This is a genomic window from Brachybacterium paraconglomeratum (assembly GCF_003994255.1).
GTDB lineage: Bacteria > Actinomycetota > Actinomycetes > Actinomycetales > Dermabacteraceae > Brachybacterium > Brachybacterium conglomeratum.
The window spans coordinates 180,964-203,322 of sequence record NZ_ML133852.1; the positions used below are offsets into that span (position 1 = coordinate 180,964).

General features: G+C 72.8%; 21 protein-coding genes. 12 read left to right on the forward strand and 9 right to left on the reverse strand.

The genetic code is table 11. The features are described from left to right. Positions 1 to 343: 343 nt before the first annotated feature. Entirely contained in the window at positions 344 to 901 is a 558-nt protein-coding gene (locus DS079_RS04925; RefSeq protein WP_241237551.1) for a PKD domain-containing protein, read from the forward strand. 264 nt (positions 902 to 1,165) lie between these two features. Continuing rightward, positions 1,166 to 2,983: a 2-isopropylmalate synthase gene (leuA, locus tag DS079_RS04930; RefSeq protein ID WP_126985370.1), complete on the forward strand. Its 1,818-nt coding sequence runs from the start codon at positions 1,166 to 1,168 to the stop codon at positions 2,981 to 2,983. 317 nt (positions 2,984 to 3,300) lie between these two features. On the opposite strand, the gene DS079_RS04935 is transcribed toward leuA, so the two are convergent. Further along, positions 3,301 to 4,347 carry an EamA family transporter gene (locus DS079_RS04935; RefSeq protein ID WP_126985372.1) on the reverse strand — a complete coding sequence of 349 codons (1,047 nt, stop codon included), beginning with the start codon at positions 4,345 to 4,347 and terminating at the stop codon, positions 3,301 to 3,303. A 91-nt stretch (positions 4,348 to 4,438) separates the two neighbouring features. Between DS079_RS04935 and DS079_RS04940 the strand changes: the two genes are divergently transcribed. From DS079_RS04940 to DS079_RS04950, 3 genes are all read left to right on the forward strand, one after another. Further along, positions 4,439 to 5,365: a LysR family transcriptional regulator gene (locus DS079_RS04940; RefSeq protein WP_126985374.1), complete on the forward strand. Its 927-nt coding sequence runs from the start codon at positions 4,439 to 4,441 to the stop codon at positions 5,363 to 5,365. A gap of 113 nt (positions 5,366 to 5,478) precedes the next feature. Next, on the forward strand, positions 5,479 to 7,734 hold the full coding sequence (locus tag DS079_RS04945; protein WP_126985376.1) for a M28 family peptidase: 2,256 nt from the start codon (positions 5,479 to 5,481) through the stop codon (positions 7,732 to 7,734). 44 nt (positions 7,735 to 7,778) lie between these two features. Further along, positions 7,779 to 8,543 carry a methyltransferase domain-containing protein gene (locus tag DS079_RS04950; protein ID WP_126985378.1) on the forward strand — a complete coding sequence of 255 codons (765 nt, stop codon included), beginning with the start codon at positions 7,779 to 7,781 and terminating at the stop codon, positions 8,541 to 8,543. 78 nt (positions 8,544 to 8,621) lie between these two features. Here the strand turns inward: DS079_RS04950 and DS079_RS04955 are convergent, their stop codons facing one another. Continuing rightward, positions 8,622 to 9,341, reverse strand: a complete 720-nt coding sequence (locus tag DS079_RS04955; RefSeq protein ID WP_126985380.1) for an EcsC family protein — start codon at positions 9,339 to 9,341, stop codon at positions 8,622 to 8,624. A gap of 316 nt (positions 9,342 to 9,657) precedes the next feature. Here DS079_RS04955 and recO point away from each other — a divergent pair, with 316 nt between their 5' ends. Together recO and DS079_RS04965 are read left to right on the forward strand one after the other, a co-directional pair. After that, a complete protein-coding gene (gene recO / locus DS079_RS04960) occupies positions 9,658 to 10,392 on the forward strand; it encodes a DNA repair protein RecO (protein ID WP_053915678.1) in 735 nt (244 codons plus the stop codon). A 59-nt stretch (positions 10,393 to 10,451) separates the two neighbouring features. Continuing rightward, positions 10,452 to 11,270 (forward strand): isoprenyl transferase, encoded by an 819-nt coding sequence (locus DS079_RS04965; RefSeq protein WP_126985382.1) that lies wholly within the window; start codon positions 10,452 to 10,454, stop codon positions 11,268 to 11,270. Here DS079_RS04965 and DS079_RS04970 read toward each other — a convergent pair. From DS079_RS04970 to DS079_RS04990, 5 genes are read right to left on the reverse strand one after another with little or no spacing between them, the layout of a single operon-like run. Next, the gene (locus DS079_RS04970) at positions 11,252 to 11,878 is read right to left on the reverse strand and encodes a DedA family protein (RefSeq protein WP_126985384.1); all 627 of its coding nucleotides are present in this window, start codon (positions 11,876 to 11,878) and stop codon (positions 11,252 to 11,254) included. The two genes, DS079_RS04965 and DS079_RS04970, sit on opposite strands and share 19 nt — an antisense overlap. Then, positions 11,875 to 12,321, reverse strand: coding sequence for a Fur family transcriptional regulator (locus tag DS079_RS04975; protein WP_126985386.1), 447 nt, complete (start codon positions 12,319 to 12,321; stop codon positions 11,875 to 11,877). The genes DS079_RS04970 and DS079_RS04975 overlap by 4 nt, the downstream gene beginning before the upstream one ends. 57 nt (positions 12,322 to 12,378) lie before the next feature. After that, complete coding sequence (locus DS079_RS04980; RefSeq protein ID WP_126985388.1) at positions 12,379 to 13,302, reverse strand: metal ABC transporter permease; 924 nt, start codon at positions 13,300 to 13,302, stop codon at positions 12,379 to 12,381. Then, positions 13,299 to 14,075 (reverse strand): metal ABC transporter ATP-binding protein, encoded by a 777-nt coding sequence (locus DS079_RS04985; protein WP_164736115.1) that lies wholly within the window; start codon positions 14,073 to 14,075, stop codon positions 13,299 to 13,301. The genes DS079_RS04980 and DS079_RS04985 overlap by 4 nt, the downstream gene beginning before the upstream one ends. Continuing rightward, complete coding sequence (locus tag DS079_RS04990; protein WP_126985390.1) at positions 14,072 to 15,061, reverse strand: metal ABC transporter substrate-binding protein; 990 nt, start codon at positions 15,059 to 15,061, stop codon at positions 14,072 to 14,074. Before DS079_RS04990 ends, DS079_RS04985 begins: the two co-directional genes overlap by 4 nt. 150 nt (positions 15,062 to 15,211) lie before the next feature. Between DS079_RS04990 and DS079_RS04995 the strand changes: the two genes are divergently transcribed. From DS079_RS04995 to DS079_RS05010, 4 genes are all read left to right on the forward strand, one after another. Further along, entirely contained in the window at positions 15,212 to 16,603 is a 1,392-nt protein-coding gene (locus DS079_RS04995; RefSeq protein ID WP_126985392.1) for a glycine--tRNA ligase, read from the forward strand. A 245-nt stretch (positions 16,604 to 16,848) separates the two neighbouring features. Further along, the gene (locus DS079_RS05000; protein WP_241237552.1) at positions 16,849 to 17,889 is read left to right on the forward strand and encodes a DUF4037 domain-containing protein; all 1,041 of its coding nucleotides are present in this window, start codon (positions 16,849 to 16,851) and stop codon (positions 17,887 to 17,889) included. Between the two features lie 153 nt (positions 17,890 to 18,042). After that, positions 18,043 to 18,708 carry a ClpP family protease gene (locus DS079_RS05005; protein WP_126985396.1) on the forward strand — a complete coding sequence of 222 codons (666 nt, stop codon included), beginning with the start codon at positions 18,043 to 18,045 and terminating at the stop codon, positions 18,706 to 18,708. Continuing rightward, positions 18,705 to 19,307 (forward strand): ClpP family protease, encoded by a 603-nt coding sequence (locus DS079_RS05010; protein WP_126985398.1) that lies wholly within the window; start codon positions 18,705 to 18,707, stop codon positions 19,305 to 19,307. The genes DS079_RS05005 and DS079_RS05010 overlap by 4 nt, the downstream gene beginning before the upstream one ends. On the opposite strand, the gene DS079_RS05015 is transcribed toward DS079_RS05010, so the two are convergent. Beyond that, positions 19,285 to 19,683 carry a helix-turn-helix domain-containing protein gene (locus DS079_RS05015; protein WP_126985401.1) on the reverse strand — a complete coding sequence of 133 codons (399 nt, stop codon included), beginning with the start codon at positions 19,681 to 19,683 and terminating at the stop codon, positions 19,285 to 19,287. The two genes, DS079_RS05010 and DS079_RS05015, sit on opposite strands and share 23 nt — an antisense overlap. Before the next feature lie 100 nt (positions 19,684 to 19,783). Continuing rightward, positions 19,784 to 20,902, reverse strand: coding sequence for an LLM class flavin-dependent oxidoreductase (locus DS079_RS05020; RefSeq protein ID WP_126985403.1), 1,119 nt, complete (start codon positions 20,900 to 20,902; stop codon positions 19,784 to 19,786). A 214-nt stretch (positions 20,903 to 21,116) separates the two neighbouring features. Between DS079_RS05020 and dusB the strand changes: the two genes are divergently transcribed. Next, a complete protein-coding gene (dusB, locus tag DS079_RS05025; RefSeq protein WP_010551667.1) occupies positions 21,117 to 22,358 on the forward strand; it encodes a tRNA dihydrouridine synthase DusB in 1,242 nt (413 codons plus the stop codon). Position 22,359: the final 1 nt, after the last annotated feature.

Consider the following 22,359-nt stretch of genomic DNA (forward strand, 5'->3'; position numbering starts at 1 on the left):
GCCCCCGGTAGCCAGTCAGGATGTCGGAAATACTGTTACGCCCCCTTCTGGACGGGTGCCCGATTTCATCACTCGTTTGCAGCGGGCGGCAGACCATGGTGGCTGGAACTGCAATGGGGTGGCGTGCCAGGCGTCCCGGGACGCGTGTACCGCAGCGCCGGACTACACGACGTATGGAGGCGAGATCCTGGCGAGACCTCGGGCATCGAGTGCTCGTGAGGGGGGCGCTTTGACCTTCGAGTCGATCACGCAGGATACGAGGTCGGGCGCGGAGACTTCCAACGGATACTCTTGTCAGGTTCCGTCGAGGCCAACTCCCGGGGTTGGGGGGATCGAAACGGCGGTGGAGGCAGAGGCACCCGAGCCGGTCGTGATCATCATGACGCAGAGCGACTTTGCGAAGCTGCCGGTGAAGCCGTCTGTGGCCAGCGCTGGGCCGGAGCGGGGGTGGCTGCCGGCGGGAATGGTGAATGTGCTACATGCGGAGCATGAGGTGCAGACGCTCCAGACGGAGCTGCTCGGCACGCCGGTGGCGGTGCGGGCCATTCCGACTTCGTATCACTGGGATCTTGGTGACGGGAACACGATCACCACGAGCAAGCCGGGCAAGCCGTACCCGTCGGAAGAGGTGTCCGCGAAGTACTCGGGGGAGGGCTGGTACGACGTCACTCTGACCACGACCTTCGCCGGCCAGTTCTCCGTGGACGGCGGTGAGTGGCAGGACATCGACGGCACGATCGAGGTCGCCTCCGAACCCATCGCGCTCTACTCGAAGTCCCTCGAGTCCCGACTGGTGAACGGCGACGTGCCGGTGGACGAGGACGAGGATCCGTGGGTGCCCGAGCGTTCTCCGGAGACCGAAGGTCCTCAGGATCCCGACGCACGTCATCGCGAGATCTGAAGGGAGGGTCCGCATGGCAATCGCGGGCTTGAACGCAGCGTGTGTGGGGCTGGAGATCGGGACGGTCGTCGGCGGAGGCGCAACGACCTCCCGCATGTTCGCATCGTGAGCCGCCCCGAGCGGCCGGGGTGACGGTGCTAACGTGGCCATCGTGCGTGGATCGCTGCTCCTGCTTAGACGCCGCGACGGGTCCTGAACCGCCGGGAACCTGTCGCGGCTGACGTGCTGTCCGGCGACCGGCAAACCCAGCGAGAAGGACCTGAAATGACTGACTCCACGAGCACCGCAAACACCGCGACCGTCGCCGCCGAGGCCGACCCCGCCACCCCCGTCGTCGGCACCACGGGCGACGCGCCCCAGCAGCCCTCGGGCATGCCGACCCACAAGTACCTGCCCTTCCACGAGCAGATTCAGGTCGAGCTCCCCGACCGCACCTGGCCCACCCGCCGCATCACCCGCGCCCCCCGCTGGTGCGCGGTCGACCTGCGCGACGGCAACCAGGCCCTCATCGATCCCATGAACTCCGAGCGCAAGCTGCGCATGTTCGAGCTCCTGGTGAAGATGGGCTACAAGGAGATCGAGGTCGGCTTCCCGTCGGCCTCCAAGACGGACTACGACTTCGTGCGCACCCTCATCGAGGAGGACCGCATCCCGGAGGACGTGTCGATCCAGGTCCTCACCCAGTCCCGTGAGCACCTCATCGAGCGCACCTACCAGGCGATCTCGGGCGCCAAGCGCGCCGTCGTTCACCTCTACAACTCCACCTCGGTCGTGCAGCGCGACGTCGTCTTCCGCGCCGACGAGGACGCCGTGCTCGACATCGCCGTGCAGGGCGCGCTGCTGTGCAAGAAGTACGAGGAGACGATCCCGGACACGGCCGTCACCTACCAGTACTCCCCGGAGTCCTACACCGGCACCGAGCTCGAGTACGCCCTGCGTGTGTGCAACTCCGTCATCGACGTCATCAAGCCCACGCCGCAGAACAAGATGATCATCAACCTGCCGGCGACCGTCGAGATGGCCACCCCGAACGTCTACGCCGACTCCATCGAGTGGATGCACCGCCACCTCGATCGCCGCGACTCGATCGTCCTGTCCCTGCACCCCCACAACGACCGCGGCACCGGCGTGGCCGCCGCCGAGCTCGGCTACATGGCCGGCGCCGACCGCATCGAGGGCTGCCTGTTCGGCAACGGCGAGCGCACCGGCAACGTCGACCTCGTGACGCTGGGGCTGAACCTGTTCAGCCAGGGCATCGACCCGCAGATCGACTTCTCCGACCTCGACGAGGTGCGCCGCACCGTCGAGCACTGCAACCAGATGCCCGTCCCCGAGCGCAGCCCCTACGGCGGCGACCTCGTGTTCACCGCCTTCTCCGGCTCCCACCAGGACGCCATCAAGAAGGGCCTCGAGCGCATGGAGGCCGACGCCGAGAAGGCCGGCAAGGCCGTCGACGACATGGTCTGGCGCGTGCCCTACCTGCCCGTGGACCCCAAGGACCTCGGCCGCTCCTACGAGGCCGTGATCCGCGTGAACTCGCAGTCCGGCAAGGGCGGCATGGCCTACCTGCTGCGCACCGAGCACGGGCTGGACCTCCCGCGCCGCCTGCAGATCGAGTTCTCCGGCATCGTCCAGCAGAGGACCGACTCCGACGGCGGCGAGGTCAGCGCCGAGGCGCTGTGGGACGTGTTCTCCGACGAGTACCTGCCGGCGAAGGATGACTCGCGTCGCTGGGGCCGCTACAGCTTCCGCGACGTGCGCCAGGAGTCCGCGGGCGACGGCGCCGACCGCATCACCGTCACCCTCGTCGTCGACGGCGAGGAGCACCAGATCACCGGCATCGGCAACGGCCCGCTGGACGGCTTCGTCAAGGCGCTGGCCGAGCGGAAGATCGACGTGCGCATCCTCGACTACGCCGAGCACGCCCTGACCGAGGGCGACGACTCCCTCGCCGCCTCCTACATCGAGTGCGAGATCGACGACCGCATCTTCTGGGGCGTCGGCATCGACGGCTCGATCACCCGCGCCTCCCTCGAGGCGATCACCTCCGCGCTGAACCGCAACGCCCGCTCCCGGGCCTGAGCGAGACGGTGCAGGGTGCGGATGCGCCCTGCGCCGCGGCGGCGGAGTCGGGGTGCGCTGCGGGGCGCGATGGCCCCTCGCTCCGACGGACGAGTTCGACGGGAGGTACCAGATTTCTGGTACCTCCCGTCGATCAACTCTGGGGGAGCGGTACCTCCCGTCGTTCAACTCCGAGGGGGCGGTACGGATCGTCGATCCACTCCGATGGAGAGGTACGGGTCGTCGATCCACTCCGATGGAGAGGTACGGGTCGTCGATCAACTCCGGGGGAGTGGTACGGATCGTCGATCAACCAGTGGGGTCAGCGGCGCTGCCGCTCAGCGCGTCGACGCGTCGCCGTCCTCGCGCAGGTCGTCCTCGGTGAGGATCGGCATCTCGCCGGTCAGCGTCGCGTGGGTGGGCGTGGGCAGCTCCCAGCCCGGTGCCTCGTCAATCGGCTGCGGCTCCCCGGCGGGGCGGGCGCGGGCGGTGAGGGTGACGCCGGCGCTCGCGACGACCACCAGCACCGCCGCCGCGACGCGGAGCGGAGTGATCTCCTGGCTCAGCAGGAGCACGCCCGCGAACAGCGCGACCACCGGCTCGAGGCTCAGCATGATGCCGAAGACGTGACGGGGCAGGCGGCGCAGCGCGGAGAGCTCGAGCGTGTACGGCAGCACGGAGGCGAGCAGCGCAGTGCCCAGCGCGATCAGCAGCAGGCGCGGCTCGGCGATGCCGGCCACGGCGCCGGGCGCGCCGAGCGGCAGCACGACCAGGGCGCCGATCAGCATGGCGACGGCGAGGCCGTCCTGCCCGGGCACGATGCGTCCCACATGCGCGCTGGCGAGCACGTAGAGCGCCCAGAACACCGCCGCGACCAGGGCGAAGATCACGCCGAGCACGTCCAGGGAGGCCGCACCGGTGAGGGACTCGAACCCGAACAGGCTTACGCCTCCCAGCGCGAGCAGCACCCACAGCAGATCGGTGCGGCGCGTGGACAGCAGCGCGGAGAGCACCAGCGGTCCGAGGAACTCGATCGCCACCGCCGTGCCCAGCGGGATCCTGTCGATCGAGGCGTAGAACGCTCCGTTCATGCCGCCGACCGCCACGCCGAAGGCGGCCACCCCCAGCCACTGCTGCCGCGTGAAGCGGTGGACCTTCGGGCGCACGATCACGATCAGCACAGCCGCGGCGAGGCCCAGGCGCAGCGCCGTCGTGCCCCAGGAGCCGATCGCCGGGAAGAGCTGCGTGGCCAGCGCCGCCCCGAACTGGAGCGAGATGCACGAGCCGAGGATGAACAGGATCGGCGTCATCGCCACGCCGCCGGCGTGGGCGCCGCCGCCGACGCCTGCGGTCGCCGTGGTCGAGGAGGTGGAAGAGGTGGTCACGACTCCACTCTGCCCCCGCGGTCCAGCCGGGTCCAGCGAATGTTCTCGACGTGTACCGTGAAGCAGATATGGCCGATCGGGAAGGATGCTCATGCTGAACCTGCACCGGCTCTTCCTCCTGCGGGAACTGCGCAGGCTGGAGACGATGTCGGCGATCGCGCGGGAGCATTCGATGTCGCCGTCGGCCGTCTCCCAGCAGCTGTCCCAGCTGGAGAGGGAGTCCAAGGTCACCCTGTTCGAGCATGCCGGACGCCGCGTCGTCCTCACGGACGCGGGCGGTCGGCTGGCCCGTCGGGCCGAGGAGATGCTGGGGCTGATGGAGACGGCCGAGGCCGAGCTCGTCAGCGCCCAGGGCGAGGCCGGGGGAGTGCTCCGCGTCGCCTCGTTCCAGACCCCGCTGATCGCGCTCGCCCCCGCGACCGTGAGCGTGCTGGAGCAGCGTCACCCCGACCTGCGGATCGAGATCGCCCAGCGCGAGGTCGAGGAGGCCTACGAGGGGCTGCTCGCGCACCGGTTCGAGGTGATCCTCGGCGAGGACTATCCCGGCGGCCAGCAGGTCGTCCGTCGCGGCACCGACCGGGAGGACCTCCTGCAGGACCCGCTGCTGCTGGTGCTGCCCGACCACGGTCCCGCCTCCGGGGCGCGACGCCTGCAGGACCTCGCCGAGATGCCCTGGGCGCTCGACCCGGAGGACACCCGCACCGGGGCGTGGGAGCGCACCTACCTCCGCTCGGCGGGGATCGAGCCGTGGGTCCGCTTCGACACCCCCGATCCGCTCCTGCAGGTGCACCTGGTCCGCTCCGGCCATGCCGCGGCTTTCGTGCCCGGTCTGATCGCCGCCGAGCACCTCGGCGGTACCCGGGTGCTGCGGCTGCCCGGCGACCCCCACCGGGGCCTGTACACCGCGGCGCGCGCGGGGGCGCGCGAGCATCCCTCCCTGCTCGCCTTCCGGGCCGCGCTGCTCGAGGCGGCCGACGCGCTCGGCGACCTCCCCGGACTGGAGAGTCTCGGGTCCTGAGCGTCGGGCGGGAGGCACGCTGCTCGCCGCACCGTCGCCCCGCCGCTCCTCCCTTCGGCGGATACAAACCTGAACGACTTCCGTCATCGTCCTCGGCCGCGTAGACAGGACCCATGTCGAGCACCCCGGACGACGACGTCACCCGAGATCCTTCCCCGCCCGGCCGCGGGAGCGGCCCCCGATCAGCGGGGCCGATCCTGCTGCTCGTGCTGCTGCTGGCGGTCGTCGGCGGCCTCCTCTCCCGCGGCACCAGCGCACCGCAGCCGGCGACCGCCCCGGACGAGGTGTTCAGCGCCGAGCGCGCCGCCGCGGCCGCCGCTCCGCTGGTGCAGGAGCCGCGCCCGGTGGGGACGGAGGCCAACGCCGCCGCCCACGACCACCTCGCCGAGCAGCTCGCCGGGGCGGGCTTCGAGGTCACCTCCTCGGAGGTGATCGGCCGACGCGCAGCGGAGGGCGCCGGCTCGGCGGGATACGTGCGCAACCTCGTCGCGACCCGCCCCGGCAGCGACCCGACGGGCACCCTCGTGCTGGCCACGCACATCGACTCCGTCCCCCACGCGCCCGGCGCCGCGGACGCGGGGGTCGGACTCGCGGTGATCCTCGAGACGGTGCGGGCTCTCGGTCCCGAGGCGCTGCGCAACGACCTGGTGATCCTTCTGGTCGACGGGGAGGAGACCGGCCTGCTCGGCGCGCAGGCGTACGTCGACGGCGCCGGTGAGGAGCTGCGCGCACCGGTCGTGGTGCTCAACCACGAGGCGCGCGGCATCTCCGGCAGGCCCCTCGTGGCCCGCACCGCCGGTCCCATGCACGAGACGCTCCCGGCGATGCCCCGTCCCGAGTACGAATCGTTCACCGATGCGCTGTTCGGGGTCATCCCCAACGACACCGACTTCACGGTCTACCGCGACGAGGGAGGCTGGTGGGGACTGGACGTCGCCCTGATCGGCGAGGCGTGGGCCTATCACAGCCCTCAGGACGACGCCGAGCACCTCGACCCCGGCTCGCTCCAGCACTTCGGCGAGCTGACCCTCTCCCTCACGAGGGAGCTCGGCGCGCAGGACCTCGCCGCGCTCGAGGACGCGGGCGAGGACCGCCCGGTGCAGACGACCATGCCGTGGGGGATGCTCGTGATGCCGCCCTGGCTCGTGCAGGGCCTCGGCCTCGCCGCTCCGCTCGCCCTCGCGGCGACGGCGGCCGTGCTGCGCCGACGCGGACGGCTCACCCTGCTCGGCACCTCCTTCGGCGCGCTCCTCGCCCTGCTCGCGATCGCCCTCGCGGGCGCCGCCGGATACGGACTGTGGAGCGCCACCGCGGCCGCGAGCCCCGACATCCTCTCGCAGACGATGAAGGAGCCGGTGGTGGCGCTGCCCTTCCTCGGCGCGGAGCTGCTCGCCGGCGCCACGGTGATGGCGGCGGCCTGGCTGCTCGGTCGCCTCCTGATAGGTCGGGACGCGCTGCTGGCCGGGACGGGGATGCTCGCGCTGCTGCTGATCGCGGCGGTCGCCGTGCTCTCGCCGGCCTTCGCGAGCTCCATGGTGCTCCCGGCCGCTGCGGCGGGCATCGGCATCCTGCTCGGCACGCTGCTTCCCCCGGTCCCCTCGCTCGTGGTGAGGGCGGCCGCCCTGCTGCCGACGGGATGGCTCGTGGGCACCCAGGTCCATGCGCTCGGCGAGTTCGGGATCGCCTCCTCGGCCGGAGCGCTCGCCGCGACCACCGCGCTGGCTCTCGCCGCCGCCGCGCCGCTGCTGATCGCGCCGCAGGGGGAGGCCTCGGGCACCGAGCGGCGGCCGCACCGGCTCCTGATCCCCGTGCTGCCGGCGGTCCTCGCCATCGGCCTCGCGATCGGCGGCATCGCGCTCACCCGCGCCGCGGGCGAGCCCGTGCAGGAGCGGGTGGTCGCCGCCGTCGACGCGGAGACCGGGCACACGCGCTGGGAGAGCGACGGCGTGACCGAGTGGGGCCGGTCCCTCGACGGCATCGAGGGCACCTCGGTGGTCGAGGGGCCGCAGGTCGAGGTGGAGCCCGCAGGGGAGGGGACGACCAGCACACGGATCCGTCTGACCTCGGCGCGGCCCGGAGCCGAGTTCCGCATGGAGCTCGCGGAGGGAGAGTTCTCCGGGGTCACCGTCGACGGGGAGCCGCTGAGCGACGACGGCTCCGCGGGCGCGCAGGGCCTGCGCACCCTCCGGATCGTCGGGGTCCCCGCGGGCCACGAGGTCGTGATCGAGGCCGAGGTGCCCGACGGAGCGAGCATGGAGGTGGTCGAGACCGTCTACTCGCCGGCGCTGGCCGACGGCTGGGTCGCGCCGGGATCCGGGGTCTCCCTGGTGCAGCCGAGAGTGGAGATCTCCCGGACCGTCACCCTGTGAGCTGATATCTTGACGTCAAGATATATGTCGAGGGAAGGATCCCGATGGCCCACACCTGGAGCCCCGAGCAGTACCTCCGCTACGGCGACGAGCGCGCCCGGCCCTTCCTCGACCTCACCGCCCGCCTCGGCGCCGGGTCGCCGCGGCGAGTGGTCGACCTCGGCGCCGGCCCGGGCACGCTGACGCGACTGCTCGCCGAGCGCTGGCCGGAGGCGGAGGTGCTCGCCGTCGACTCGAGCCCCGAGATGATCGCCCGCGCCGCCGAGATCCCGGGCCTCACCGCCGTGCACGCGGACCTGCGCACCTGGGAGCCGCCCGGCGAGGTCGACGTGCTGGTCAGCAACGCCGCGCTGCAGTGGGTCGACGGGCACCTGGAGCTGCTGCCGCGCCTGGCGGGGATGCTCGCGCCGGGCGGCCGACTCGCGATGCAGGTGCCGGGCAACTTCGAGGAGCCCAGCCACACGATCCGACGCGAGCTCGCCGCCGAGGAGCCCTACGCCCCGCACGTGCAGGGCATCGCCTCGCCGGCCTCGCACGACGCCGCGACCTACCTGCGGGCGCTGCAGCAGGCGGGCCTCGAGGTGGACGCCTGGGAGACCACCTACCTCCATGTCCTCCACGGCCCGGACCCCGTCTTCGACTGGGTCGCCGGCACCGGCGCGCGCCCCACCCTGCAGGCCCTGCCCGAGGACCTCCGGCCGCGCTTCGAGGAGGAGTTCAAGGCCCGGTTGCGCCGCGCGTATCCGGACGACGGACACGGCGTGGTGCTGCCCTTCCGCCGCGTCTTCGCCGTCGGCCGCCGGGGCTGAGAGACGGCCGACGGGCGGGCGCACCGAGCGGCCGGCCGCCGCGCCCGCGACCCCGCCGGCGCGCGGCCACGACCCGGCTCAGCGGACCTGCGGGAAGCCCTTCCTCGCGGCCTCAGCGATCCGGTTCAGCTGCTTGCGGTCCGAGAGCGCGCCGAGCACGCCGCCGAGGCCCGGGATCGCCTTGCCGAACAGGCGCGCCGAGCGCAGGCCGAAGCGCCGGATGAGCCGACCGCCGACCGCGGAGACCACGGCCGAGTGCGGGGACGCGGGGAGCCTCCCCGCCACGCCGCGGGCGGCGGCGCCGGCGACAGGGCTCAGGCCGATGTTCCTCAGCACGTCCCCGGACTCCTCGCCGAGCAGCGTCGCGAGCACCCGCACGCGCACCTCCTCGTCGTCCAGGTCGTAGCCGCGCACGACGGCGATCGCGCCGACCATGCGGGTGGCCTGGATGTAGAACTCCATCACGTTGGTGGGCAGCAGGACCGGCAGGGTCACCACGCCCCCGAGCCCGGTGAGGAAGCCGCCGGCGGTGACGCCCCGGCGGTGCCTGCGGACGATCCGGCGCACCGCCTTCTCCGGCCGCTTCCGGGCCCGGCCGCGCTGCGCCTTCCTCGCGACGTCGGCGGCGGAGGAATAGGCGAGCTTCCCGTCCAGGCCGATGTCGCGGACGGTGTCGATCATGCGCTGCACGGCGCCGTTCGGGCTCGTCTCCGCCTTCTCGGTGCGGGCCTCGCGCATCGCGTCGCGGGCGGTGCTCTTCGCGGTGTCGTCGCGGCGCAGCATGCCGAAGATCCCCATGGGCGTCCTCCTGGTCGTCGGTGTCCGGCGGTCGGTGCCGCGCCCGCGGCGGGTGCGGCACGAGGCCCATCATGCCGTGCCGGGACCGCCCGGGTGCGCCGGCGGACCACGCGGTGGGGGAGTTCGACGGGGACGGATGCGGCGAGGCACGGTCCGGCGGGAGCGTGCTGCGACCCGTCGAGTGCGTCGCAGGGCCCGGCGAGAGCGCGGCGCCGCCCGGTGAGAGCGCCGCACGGCCCGGCGTGAGCGAGGTCCCGTCCGCCTCGGCCGTCGCCTCCGCCGATGCGTCGTGCCCGCGGCGTAGTCTCGGAGCACCATGGCCAGCAAGCTCTACCGTGACGATGCGATCGTCCTGCGCACCCACCCGCTGGGCGAGGCGGACCGCATCATCACGCTGCTCACGCGGCGGCACGGCAAGGTCCGCGCCGTCGCCAAGGGCGTGCGCCGCACCGGCAGCCGCTTCGGCGCGCGTCTGGAGCCGTTCACGCTGGTCGACGTGCAGCTGCATGCCGGGCGGAACCTCCACACCGTCACCCAGGTCGTCACGATCGAGGCCTTCGCCGTCGGCATCACCGCGGACTACTCCCGCTTCGCCGCCGCCAGCGCCATGCTCGAGACCACCGACCGCCTCACCGACGAGATGGTCGATCCCAACCAGCGCGGATTCCTCATGCTCGTCGGCGCGCTGCGCGCCATGGCCGAGGGCCGCATCGCCCCGCCGCTCGTGCTCGACTCCTTCCTGCTGCGCACCCTGGCCGTCTCCGGCTGGGCGCCCGAGCTGCGCGTCTGCGCCTCCTGCGGGGCCGACGGACCCCACCACGCCTTCGATGTGCGTGCGGGCGGCCTGGTCTGCACACCCTGCCGTCGGCCGGGCGCCATCGCGGTGCGCCAGTCCACGATCGAGCACATGATCTTCCTGCTCGCCGGGGACTGGGAGAATGTGACCGACGCGGAGGAGACCGTGCAGCAGGAGGCGGGTCGTCTCATCGCGGACACGGTGACCTGGCATCTCGAGCGCTCGGTCCGCTCCCTGCACTACGTCGAACGCTGATCCCCATCCCGGGCGGGTCCACCGCCCGCACGATCCCGCACGATCCAGGAGGACCCCGCATGCCCGGTGCATCCCGTCACGGGTACCAGGAGCCGTTCGCCCATCCCAGCGGCGCACTGCCCCCGCAGCTGCCGCCCCCCACGATCCCTCGCCACGTCGCGGTGGTGATGGACGGCAACGGCCGCTGGGCGAACCGTCAGGGCCTGCCCCGCACGGCAGGGCACGAGGCCGGGGAGGCGGCGCTGCTGGACGTCGTCGCCGGCGCCCTCCAGATCGGTGTGACGCACCTGAGCGCCTACGCCTTCTCCACCGAGAACTGGAAGCGGTCCCCGGAGGAGGTGCGCTTCCTGATGGGCTTCTCCCGCTCCGTTCTGCGCCGCCAGCGCGACACCCTGGACTCCTGGGGCGTGCGGATCGTGTGGATCGGCCGTGAGCAGCGCCTCTGGGGCTCGGTGATCCGGGAGCTCAAGGAGGCCGAGGAGCGTACCCGCGACAACACCCGCATGACGCTGTACATGTGCGTGAACTACGGCGGTCGCGCCGAGATCGTCGACGCGGTGCGCGAGATCGCCGAGGAGGCGCGGGCAGGGCGGCTCAAGGGCTCCGGGATCAGCGAGAAGACGATCCAGCGCCATCTCGTCGACCCCGACATGCCCGAGGTGGACCTGTTCCTGCGCACCAGCGGCGAGCAGCGCACCTCCAACTTCCTGCTCTGGCAGGCCGCCTACGCCGAGCTCGTGTTCGTCCCCGAGCTGTGGCCCGACGTGGACCGCCGCGTGCTGTGGCGGGCGATCACGGAGTACGCGCGGCGCGATCGGCGCTACGGGGGAGCGGTCGACGCCCCCGATGCGCCGGAGGCTCAGTCCGCAGGGCTCTGAGCGACCCGCTCGGCCGCGGCGGCCTTCGCGGGCCGAGCCGGAGCGGCGGCCGACTCCGTCGCAGTCGGCCGGCCGCCCTCGGCCTCGGGCGAGGCCTCGGTCGCGACCTCGCTCTCGGCGAGGGTCGCGACCAGGGCGGCCCGGGCGCCCGTGCGGCGACGGTGGTGCAGCACGAGGGCCACCAGCAGCACCAGCAGGGCGAGCACGGCGACAGCGCCGGCGGGGGAGACGAGGAACAGCTCGAACCAGCCCGCCACGGCCACAAGGCCGACGGTCGCGTAGATGATCGCCCAGGCCAGGCCGCCGACGGCGAGGGCGGGCAGGTAGCGGCGCGCAGGCATGGCGGTCAGGCCCGCGGCGGCGTTCGCGGCGGTCTGGAAGCCGACGGTCAGGAAGCTCAGCGCCACGACCCAGGCACCCCAGCGGTTGACGAGCTCGGTCGCGCGCTGCACGGAGGTCGACTCCAGCAGCTTCTTCAACCGGCCGCGGTTCGCGGCCTTCCGCGCCCCGCGGCCGACGAGATAGGTGCCGCCGGCGCGCGCCCAGATCACCACGTACAGGAACGCGATCGCCGGCAGCAGCGGCAGCGACTGGACCCAGTCCATCATCGCGCGGCCACCTCGGCCTCCGGCTCCTCGGGATCGTCCTCGTCCTCCGAGGGCGCGGCGGTGCTCGAGTGCTCCTCGCACAGCCCGAAGACCTCGAGGGTGTGGTCCACCTCGGTGAAGCCGTGCTCGCGGGCGATCGCCGTCATGGACGCCTCGAGCCTCGGGGCGAGGAACTCGACGGTGCGGCCGCACTCGCGGCACACCAGGTGATGGTGGTGGCCGGTGTCCTCGCACTGCCGGTAGAGGGACTCCCCGTCCCCCGCCACGAGCACGTCCAGACGCCCGGCGCGGGAGAGCGCCTGCAGGTTGCGGTACACGGTGGCGAGGCCGACGGTCTCGCCGTCGGCGCGCATCTGCTCGTGGATCTGCTGGGCGCTGCGGAAGTCCACCTGCCGGGAGAGCGTCTCCAGGATCGCGGCGCGCTGGCGGGTGTTCCTCTGCATGCCCTCATTGTCCCCCACCTGGTGCGGGACCTCCATCACTGGTGGGAGGGACCACCATCACCGGTGAGAGGGACCACGCGCCGCCACCGGGGCGGCGTCCGCGGCCGTGGGCCCGGGGCCGCCGGCCGGCCGGCTGCGGCGTGCCGCGAGCAGCGAGCGGACGACGAGCGCGGCCACGTACACCGCGATCGTCAGCAGCACGATCACGCCGCCCGGCGGCAGGTCGACGTACACCGTGATCAGCAGGCCGCCGACGGCGCAGAGCACCGCGATGACCATGGCGGTGCGCATCGTGCGGGCGAAGCCGACCACCAGATGCTGCGCGGCCGCGACCGGCACGATCATCAGCGCCGAGACCATCAGGGCACCGACGATCCGCATCGACAGCGTCACCGTCAGCGCCGCCATGACGGCGATGAGGATGTTGACGGTCCGCACCGGCAGCCCCGCGGCGCGGGCGAACTCGTCGTCGGCCGTGACGGCCGCGAGCAGACCGGAGAGCCCCACCCCGATCGCGAGCACGACCACGGCGAGCACGAGCGCGATCACGGTGTCCAGCCGGGTCACGGTCGAGAGGGAGCCGAAGAGATAGCCCATCAGGTTCTGGGAGGTGCCGCCGGCGAGCTGGATGATGACCACGCCGCCGGCGATGCCGCCGTAGAAGAGGATCGCCAGCGCCACGTCGCGGCTGGTGTGGCTGATCTCGCGCACGTACTCGATCAGCACGGCGCCGATCACGGAGGCGGCCAGCGCCCCCGGGATCGCGAGCAGGTCCGCGGGGGTGGCGGCGAGCCAGGCGCCGACCAGCCAGCCGACGGCCACGCCCGTCAGCGCGACGTGCCCGAGACCGTCGCCGAGCAGGGAGAGCCGCTTCTGCACCAGATAGGTGCCGACCACCGGGGCGGTGAGCCCGATGAGCACCGCGATGATCAGCGGATAGCGCAGCAGGTCGGAGGTGAGGATGTCCAGCATCGAGATCATGCGGGGTGGATCTCCTGTCCCAGGCATTCGTCGAGCGGGGCGGCGTCCTCGGGGTGTCCGTGCCCGGGGTCCAGGTGCGGGCGCTCGCTCACGGGGCCGTCATGGACCATGCGGCCGTGGTCCAGGACCACGGCGCGGCTGATGTCGTCGGTCAGCGGACCGGTCTCGTGCAGGACCACGAGCAGGGTGGTGCCGCGGGCGGAGAGCTCGCGGAAGAGATCGGCGATCAGCTGCTGGGTGGGGACGTCCACCCCGGAGAAGGGCTCGTCGAGCACGAGCAGCTCGGGCTCGCGCACCAGGGCCCGGGCGATCATCACGCGTCGGCGCTGGCCTCCGGACATGCGGGTGATCGGCCGGCCGGCGAGGTCCGCCATCCCGACCGCCTCGAGCGCGGCGTCGACCCGGGGGTCGCGGGCGCTCGGCCACCAGCGGCGGGCGCTGAGCAGGCCGCTGGCGACGGTCTCCCGCGCGGTCGCGGGGATGGATCCGGTGTCGGCCGACTCCTGGGGGACGTAGCCGAGGCCGTCGTGGGCGCGGCCCTGGGAGACCGGGCGGCCCAGCAGGTGCGCCGTGCCGCTCTCGAGCGGCAGCACCCCGACCGCGGCGCGCAGCAGGGTCGACTTGCCCGAGCCGTTCGCGCCGAGCAGCGCGACGAGCTCGCCGCGCTCGATGCTCAGGTCGATGTCGTGCAGGACCCGCTGGCCGGCGCGGGAGACGCTCGCGCCGACGATCTCGACGACCGGTCCGTCCCCGGCTCCGTCCCCGGCGCTCACGCCCAGCTCTCCGCGAGGGCGGTGCAGTTGCTTCTCATGACGGCAGGGTAGTCCGCCTCCGGGGACTGCTGGGTCTCGAGGTTGTCCAGCTCGGCGCTGTCGATGCCGAGGTTGTCGGCGAGGGTCTGGGCGACCTTCGGCGAGGCGGTCGCCTCGAAGAAGATCGTGGTGACCTCCTCGTCGCGGACCACGGTCTCGAGGGCGAGCAGCCGCTGCGGGGACGGCTCGGTCTCCGGGTCGATCCCGGAGATCCCCACCTGGTGCAGGTCGTAGCGGTCGGCGAGATAGGTGTAGGCGGCGTGGCTGGTGATGAAGGTGCGTCGCTCGTCGGTCACCTCCTCGAAGGCGGAGGTCAGCTCGGCGTCGAGCTGCTCGAGCTCCTCGCGCACCGTGGCCGCGGCGGAGGTGAACTCCTCGGCGTGCTCGGGGGAGAGCTCGCCCAGGCGCGCGGCGATCGCGTCGCCCAGATCCGCCATCCGCAGCGGGTCGTGCCAGAAGTGGGGGTCGTTCGGGCCGTGGTCGTGGCCCTCGTGGGAGTCGCCCTCCTCGGCGTGCTCGGCGTGCTCCTCCTCGCTCTCCCCGGCGTGCCCCTCCTCTGCGCTGCCGGCATCGGCGGGCAGGAGCGTGATCACGGAGGAGACGTCGAGCACGTTGTCGCCGTCCTGGGAGGCGATGGCGTCGTCGAGCGCGGTCTGGAAGCCGGGGATCTGCAGCACCAGGTCGGCCTCTTCGACGAGCATGGTCTGCTTCACGGACAGCTCGAGGCCGTGGGCGTCGGCCCCCGGTGTGGTGAGGTCCGTGAGGGCGACGTGCTCGCCGCCGATCCGTGTGACCAGGAAGCTCAGTGCGTAGGCCGAGGTGACGACCGACAGGCCGTCTCCGTCGGCGGCCGTGCCCTCCCCGCAGGCGGCCAGGAGCGCCGCACCGGCGCCGAGGCCGAGGGCGGACAGGAGGGTGCGGCGGCGAAGGGGAGAGGCATGCGACATGACAATCATTCTCACCAATGGGTGTGCCGGGGTGCAAGTCGGGAGGCCGTGCGGAGCCGGTGCGCGTGGGGACGCTCACACGTGAGCGGCGCCCTGGGCCGACGACTATGCTGGGAGCGATCCGATCGCACCGTCACCAGGAGTCTCCCCGTGGCCAAGGCCCCCGCCAGCACGCTGGACAACGTCATCGCTCTCGCCAAGAAGCGCGGCTTCGTGTTCCAGGCCGGTGAGATCTACGGAGGCTCCCGCTCCGCCTGGGACTACGGCCCCCTGGGCGTGGAGCTCAAGGAGAACATCAAGCGCCAGTGGTGGCGGACCTTCGTCCAGTCCCGCGGGGACATGGTGGGCCTGGACTCCTCGATCATCCTCCCCAAGCGGGTGTGGGAGGCCTCCGGTCACGTGGCGACCTTCGTCGACCCGCTGGTGGAGTGCCGCAGCTGCCACAACCGCTTCCGCGAGGACCACCTGATCGAGGCCTTCGAGGCCAAGAAGGGCCGCGCACCCGAGGGCGGCATGGCGGAGATCGCCTGCCCCAACTGCGGCACGCGCGGCGAGTTCACCGAGCCGCAGCAGTTCTCCGGCCTGGTGAAAACCTACCTCGGCCCCGTCTCCACCGAGGCGGGCCTGCACTTCCTGCGCCCCGAGACCGCGCAGGGCATCTTCGTCAACTTCCTCAACGTCGTCACCGCCACCCGGCAGAAGCCGCCCTTCGGCATCGGCCAGATCGGCAAGGCGTTCCGCAACGAGATCACCCCCGGCAACTTCATCTTCCGCACCCGCGAGTTCGAGCAGATGGAGATCGAGTACTTCACCCCGCCCGCCGAGGCCGACGAGCACTTCACGGCCTGGGTGGAGGCGTGCTGGAACTGGTTCGTGGACCTCGGCATCAAGGAGGAGAACCTCCGCCGCTTCGACGTGCCCGAGGACGAGCGCGCCCACTACTCGGCCGGCACCATCGACTTCGAGTACCGCTTCGGCTTCCAGGGCAGCGAGTGGGGCGAGCTGATGGGCGTCGCCAACCGCACCGACTTCGACCTCAGCAGCCACACCGATGCCTCCGGCACGAAGATGCAGTACTTCGACCAGGCCGCGAACGAGCGCTACACGCCCTACGTCATCGAGCCGAGCTTCGGCCTGACCCGCTCGATGATGGCCTTCCTCGTCGACGCCTATCGCGAGGACGAGGCCCCCAACGCCAAGGGCGGGGTCGACAAGCGCACCGTGCTCGGCCTGGACCCGCGCCTCGCCCCGGTCAAGGCCGCGGTGCTGCCGCTGTCCAAGAGCGAGGACCTCGTGCCGCGCGCAGAGAAGCTCGCCGAGACCCTGCGCAGGCTCTGGAACGTCGAGATGGACGTGACCCAGGCGATCGGCCGCCGCTACCGCCGCCAGGACGAGATCGGCACCCCGTTCTGCATCACCGTCGACTTCGAGACCGCCGAGGACCAGGCCGTCACGATCCGCGAGCGCGACACCATGACCCAGGAGCGCGTGGCGCTCGACCAGGTCGAGTCCTACCTCGCCGCGCGCCTGATCGGCGCCTGAGCCGCACAGCACGGCCGACGGGGCCGACGGGGAGATCCCCGTCGGCCCCGTCCTCGTCCCGGCGAGCCGGCGGGTGTCCGGGACCGCGGGTGTCCATGACCGCGGGTGTCCGGGGCCGCGCGGGTCCGAGGCCGCGGAGCGTCGCCGACGGGCGCGTGGCGACATGAGATGGCTGTATCGCCATGTCGTGCCGCCTCGCGCCCGTCCGTGACACGTCGCGCCGCGGGGATGGCAGAGTGCTCCGCATGAGCAGCACCTCCGGCCTCGAGCTGTCCGCCGCCTACCACCGGGAGGTGGTGGCGCCGCTGCTGGAGCGCCGGCTGTCGGGTCTCCCGTACGCCGCGGCGCGGCTGGGCTCGGGATCGGACGTGCTCGGGTTCGACGACGCGCAGTCGCGCGACCACGACTGGGGTCTCCGGCTCACGCTGCTCGTCGAGGACGGCGCCGCGCAGGAGGTCGACGCGCTCCTCGAGCGGGAGCTGCCGACGCAGTGGCGCGGCCATCCCGTGCGCTTCGCGACGACCTGGGAGCCGGTGGTACGCCAGCGCGTCGAGGTCGTCTCGGCCGCGGACTTCGCCGCCTCACGGGTGGGGATCGCCCCGCAGCGCCTCGACGGCGCCGCGCCGCTCGACCTGGTGGACTGGCTGCAGCTGACCGGGCAGGCGGCGCTCGAGGTGACCGCCGGGCCCGTGTTCCACGACGGCACCGGGGCGATCACCGCGATCCGGGAGCGGCTGCGCACGTACCCGGAGGACGTGCGCAGGTACGCGATCGGCGCGGACTGGACCCGCATCGGCCAGGAGCTCGCCGACGTGGGCCGGGCCGGGCTGCGCGGCGACGAGGACGGCTCCGCCGTGATCGCCGCGCGACACGTGCGCACCCTGCTCCATCTCGCCCACCTGCTGCACCGGCGCTGGGTGCCCTACGGGAAGTGGCTCGCCCGCTCGGCGGCCGCGCTGCCGGACGGCGATGCCCTGCGCCGCTCCGTGCTCGCGGTGCTGCGGGCACAGGACTGGCGCACCCGGCAGGGCGCCCTCGCCGCGCTGGTCGAGCAGATCGCCGCGCTGCAGGGACAGGTCGGCCTGCCCACCCTGGACCCCGCGACCGAGCCCTTCTTCGACCGCCCCCATGTGGGGCTGCGCGGGCTCCCGGAGCTGCTGGTCGAGGAGATCACCGACCCTGCGGTGCGCGCGCTGCGCCCCGGCATCGGCACCGCCGAGCAGATCAGCGACCACGTGAGCGTGCTCGTCGACCCCGTGCTGCGCAGGCGGCTGGTCGGCGGGTGAGCACCCGCTGCCGCGCTCCGCCCGCACCCTCCACCGCGGGGCACCCCGGCTTCTCCGTCCTGCGCTGAACAGTCCTGCGCTGATCAGTCGCGGGCTGATCAGCACGCGGCGGAGAACGACCCGGACGGGACCGCGGCGGCGCAGGCTGGGGCAATGACCACGCACACCGCCCCACCGCCCCGACTCGACACCTCCGACCCCACCGCCCCGCAGCCCCTCGCCGCCCTCACCGCGACCCGGCTGCTGCATCAGCGCGTGCTGATGCTGGACCGAGAGCTCGAGCAGGACAACGGATCGTCGCTGGCCGCCCAGCTGCTCCTGCTCGCGGCCGAGGACCCCGCCGCCGACATCACCCTGCTGATCAACTCGCCCGGCGGGCTGGTCCCGGCGATGCTCGCGATCGGCGATCTGATGGACCTGGTCCCCTGCGACGTGCGCACAGTCGCGCTCGGCATGGCCTACAGCGCCGGGCAGTACCTCCTCACCCAGGGCACACCCGGCAAGAGGTACGTGCTCCCGCACGGCCAGGTGCTCATGCACCAGGGCTCGGCCGGGTTCGGCGGCAGCGCCGCCGACATCGAGCTGCAGGCCGAGGACCTGCGCCGCAACCGCGACCTGCTGATCCGCCTCACCGCGGAGCGGACCGGGCAGAGCGAGGAGCGGATCGCCCGTGACTCCGAGCGCGACCGCATCTGGGACGCCGAGGGCGCCGTGGACTACGGCTTCGCCGACCACGTCGCCGCGGACCTCGCCGAGATCCTCCCGCTCGGTCCGTCCGGAGCCCGCGGCCGCGCCGCGGGGATCGGGGGCGCACGATGAGCAGCTACACCATCCCCTCCGTCATGGAGCGCACCCACACCGGCGCCGAGCGCAGCGCCGACGTGTTCTCCCGCCTGCTCAGCGATCGGATCGTCTACGTCGGCACCCCGATCGACGACGGCGTCGCGAACACCGTCATCGCCCAGATCCTGCACCTGGAGAACGAGTCTGCCGACGCACCGATCCACCTCTACCTCAACTCCTCCGGCGGGGACGTGCAGGCGGTGCTCGCCATCTACGACACGCTCGCCTTCGTGCGCAGCCGGGTGGCGGTCACCTGCATCGGCCAGGTGGTCGCGGCGCCGGTGGTGCTGCTCGCGGCGGGCACGCCCGGGCTGCGCTGGGTGCTGCCCCACACCCGCGTCGTCCTCCACCCGCTCGAGGCGCAGGGACGCGGCGCGGTGCCGGACCTGATCCTCGCGACCGAGGAGGTCCAGCGACTGCGCGGAAGCCTCGAGGCCCTGCTCGCCGAGCACTCCGGACAGGACCTGCAGCGGGTGCGGCGGGACCTCGAGCGGGAGCAGGTGCTGGATGCGGAGGCGACCGTCGCCTACGGCCTCGCCGACGAGGTGCTGCTCAGGCGGCCACGAGCAGAGTGACGCCCGAGCCGTCGCGGGGCTCGGAGGCCGGGCCGGCGAAGGAGCGGCGATCTCCCTCGGCGGAGGAGCTTCGTCCTCCGGGGGAGGAGCGCAGCTCGAGGACCGGCGCGATGCGCCCGGTCGACGGGGCGGCGGCGGGCGCACTGTCGGCGGTGCGCAGCAGGAGCAGCGGGAGGTCGACGTCGAGCGCGCCGAGGATCGCGGCGAGCAGCTCCGAGGAGGGGTCCTTGCGGCCGCGCTCGACATCGGAGAGGTGTTGCATCGACACCCCGGCCGCGCTCGCGACCTCGGCGAGGGTGCGGTGCTGACGGTGCCTCTCGGCCCGCAGCTCCGCCCCCATCAGCTCCCGCCACAGCGGCTCGAGGTGCGTCTCCATGCGGTGAGACTACGGTCGCCCCGCGCCGGCGGGGGAGTTCTCCGCTGTGGGCGGAAGCGCGCGGTCGGTCCTCGGTGCACGCGGGGCGTGCCGGGGCCGTTCAGGGCAGGGCGGCCAGCAGATGCGGCAGCACGTGCTGGGCGAAGGTGCCCAGGGTGCGGGTGCTGTCCTCGAGCGGTGCGCCGGGCGGCAGCACCAGCGCGATCTCGTCGGCCTCCAGCACCACCGGGTCCGCCAGCAGCGCCTGCGCGACGGCGACCGGCTCGTCGAGCACGACCGGACCGTAGACCGCCTCGCGTCCGCCGAGCTCGGTGCGGCGGTGCTCGGCGAGCACCCCCGCCTCCGCGGAGCGCTCGCGCGGGATCAGCGTGGTGAAGCGCTCGAGCTCCGCCTCGTCGAGCACCGGGAGCATCTGCCGGCTGACCATGACCCGGCCCTCCCCGTGCCCGGCCCCGAGCGACGCCTCGCGATAGGCGCGCAGCGCCTCGAGCTGGAGCTGCGCGAAGGAGCGGCCCGAGCCGTCGTCCGGGGCCATCGTCGCCAGCTGCAGGCCGAGGCCGAGCCGGCCCGCCAACGCCGCCCGCTCCGGGCTCGCCGCCCCGTAGGCCAGGCGCTCCCGCAGCCCGGGCGCGCGGGGCTGCAGGCGCAGCGGCGTGCCGGGGTCGACCTCCTCGATGTGCGCGTCCGCCCCCGCGACGATCTCCCCGTCCAGGAAGGAGAGCAGGTCGTGCAGGATCCGGTCCACGTGGTCGCGATGGTCTCCGTGCAGGGCCCCGAAGGCGCGGGCGTAGATCGCATCGTGCGCGGAGTAGCCCGGTGCGAGGCCGGCGCGGAGCCTGCCGCCGGTGAGCAGATGGGCGGTGGCGAGGTCCTCCGCGAGCCGGCCCGCGTTCTCGAAGCGCAGGGGGATCACCGCGGTGCCCAGCTCGATGCGCTCGGTGTGCTGGGCGAGGGCGGAGAGGAACAGCAGCGGCGAGGGCAGCGCGTCCTGCAGGTGCCGCACCCGCACGTAGCCCGCGTCGTAGCCGAGCTCCTCCGCGCTGCGGAACAGCGCGCGGCCCTCGTCCAGGGCGGAGTGGTCCACCTGGGCGACGAAGCCGATGCGGGGCGCGGGGCGGCCCGTCGCGGCACTGGTCGCGGGTGCGCCGTCGTGCGCGGGTGCGGTGCCGGTCGTCGATGCGGTGCGGGCCGGGGATCGGTCTGCTGCGGATGTGCTCATCGCACGCCTCCTTCGAGCGGGGTCCTCGGCGGCACGGTCGTCCGGCGCCGGGGAGTGGTGCCGTCACCTGATTCTCCCCCGTGGGGAGGGCCCGGCGGGGGACCGAGGACCCTCCGCGCCCCTGCCTCCGACGGTTCCTCCCCGGGCGGACCCGATGCACATCACCTCACGGATCCTCCCGAACGTCCGCCCAGGATGGGACAATCCAGGGACGATGACCCTTCTGACCGACACCGTGACCGCCGTGACCGCCGCTCCCGCCCCCGCCGACGCCCCGTCGGCCCCAGGACGGGAGCGCATTCGGCGACCTCTCACGATCGGGAGGCTCACCGTGGACACCCCGGTGATGCTCGCGCCCATGGCCGGGGTCACCAACATGGCCTTCCGCGTGCTGTGCCGCGAGTTCGGCGCCCTGCACAGCGAGGACGACGGCGGTCTGTTCCCCACCGAGATGGTCACCACGCGCGCGCTGATCGAGGACCACCGCGAGTCGTGGCGCCTGCTGCGCATGGCCGATCGGGAGCGGCCCCGCTCCGTCCAGCTGTACGGCGTGGACCCCGCGGTCGTCGCCCGCTCGGTGGAGATGATCCTCGAGCGCGACGGCGCCGACCACATCGACCTGAACTTCGGCTGCCCCGTCCCCAAGGTGACGCGTCGCGGCGGCGGCGGCGTGCTGCCCTGGAAGGACGAGCTGTTCACCCGCATCCTGCGCGCCGCGGTCGAGGCCGCCGGGGACGTGCCGGTGACGCTCAAGACCCGCAAGGGCGTGGACGACGGCCACCTCACCTACCGCGACGCGGGCCTGATCGCCCAGGAGGTCGGCGCCGCCGCGATCACCCTCCACGGCCGCACCGTGAAGGAGCAGTACTCCGGCACCGCGGACTGGAGCTCCATCGCGGACCTCAAGCAGACGGTCACCGACATCCCCGTGCTCGGCAACGGCGACGTGTGGTCCGCGGAGGACGCGCTGCGGATGATGGACGAGACGGGCGCCGATGGCGTCGTCGTCGGCCGCGGCTGCCAGGGACGGCCATGGCTGTTCGCCGACCTCGCCGCCGGGTTCTCCGGCAGCGCCGAACGGGTCCGGCCCGGCCTCGGCGACGTCGCGCGGATCCTGCGCCGACACGCCGAGCTGCTCACCGAGTTCTACGAGAGCGAGGACCGGGGCGTGAAGGACCTGCGCAAGCACGTGGCCTGGTACTTCAAGGGCTATCCCGTCGGCGGCGACATGCGGCGCCGGCTCGCGACCATGGAGTCCCTCGTGGACCTCGACGAGAAGCTCTCCGAGCTCGACCTCACCGCCCCCTACCCGGGCGCCGACGTCGAGGGGCCGCGCGGCCGCACCGGCCACCCCCGCAACGCCACCGTCCCCGCCGGCTGGATGGACACCCGCGAGCTGTCCGACGAGCACCGGGCCCGCCTCCACGAGGCCGAGCTCGACATCTCGGGCGGCTGAG

What these genes read in the sequence shown, in the direction of transcription:
- leuA (WP_126985370.1), top strand. Translation starts at nt 1,166, where the DNA reads ATGACTGACTCCACGAGCACCGCAAACACCGCGACCGTCGCCGCCGAG.
- DS079_RS04940 (WP_126985374.1), top strand. Translation starts at nt 4,439, where the DNA reads ATGCTGAACCTGCACCGGCTCTTCCTCCTGCGGGAACTGCGCAGGCTG.
- DS079_RS04945 (WP_126985376.1), top strand. Translation starts at nt 5,479, where the DNA reads ATGTCGAGCACCCCGGACGACGACGTCACCCGAGATCCTTCCCCGCCC.
- DS079_RS04950 (WP_126985378.1), top strand. Translation starts at nt 7,779, where the DNA reads ATGGCCCACACCTGGAGCCCCGAGCAGTACCTCCGCTACGGCGACGAG.
- DS079_RS04955 (WP_126985380.1), bottom strand. Translation starts at nt 9,341, where the DNA reads ATGGGGATCTTCGGCATGCTGCGCCGCGACGACACCGCGAAGAGCACC.
- recO (WP_053915678.1), top strand. Translation starts at nt 9,658, where the DNA reads ATGGCCAGCAAGCTCTACCGTGACGATGCGATCGTCCTGCGCACCCAC.
- DS079_RS04965 (WP_126985382.1), top strand. Translation starts at nt 10,452, where the DNA reads ATGCCCGGTGCATCCCGTCACGGGTACCAGGAGCCGTTCGCCCATCCC.
- DS079_RS04970 (WP_126985384.1), bottom strand. Translation starts at nt 11,878, where the DNA reads ATGATGGACTGGGTCCAGTCGCTGCCGCTGCTGCCGGCGATCGCGTTC.
- DS079_RS04975 (WP_126985386.1), bottom strand. Translation starts at nt 12,321, where the DNA reads ATGCAGAGGAACACCCGCCAGCGCGCCGCGATCCTGGAGACGCTCTCC.
- DS079_RS04980 (WP_126985388.1), bottom strand. Translation starts at nt 13,302, where the DNA reads ATGATCTCGATGCTGGACATCCTCACCTCCGACCTGCTGCGCTATCCG.
- DS079_RS04990 (WP_126985390.1), bottom strand. Translation starts at nt 15,061, where the DNA reads ATGTCGCATGCCTCTCCCCTTCGCCGCCGCACCCTCCTGTCCGCCCTC.
- DS079_RS05000 (WP_241237552.1), top strand. Translation starts at nt 16,849, where the DNA reads ATGAGCAGCACCTCCGGCCTCGAGCTGTCCGCCGCCTACCACCGGGAG.
- DS079_RS05005 (WP_126985396.1), top strand. Translation starts at nt 18,043, where the DNA reads ATGACCACGCACACCGCCCCACCGCCCCGACTCGACACCTCCGACCCC.
- DS079_RS05010 (WP_126985398.1), top strand. Translation starts at nt 18,705, where the DNA reads ATGAGCAGCTACACCATCCCCTCCGTCATGGAGCGCACCCACACCGGC.
- DS079_RS05015 (WP_126985401.1), bottom strand. Translation starts at nt 19,683, where the DNA reads ATGGAGACGCACCTCGAGCCGCTGTGGCGGGAGCTGATGGGGGCGGAG.
- DS079_RS05020 (WP_126985403.1), bottom strand. Translation starts at nt 20,902, where the DNA reads ATGAGCACATCCGCAGCAGACCGATCCCCGGCCCGCACCGCATCGACG.
- dusB (WP_010551667.1), top strand. Translation starts at nt 21,117, where the DNA reads ATGACCCTTCTGACCGACACCGTGACCGCCGTGACCGCCGCTCCCGCC.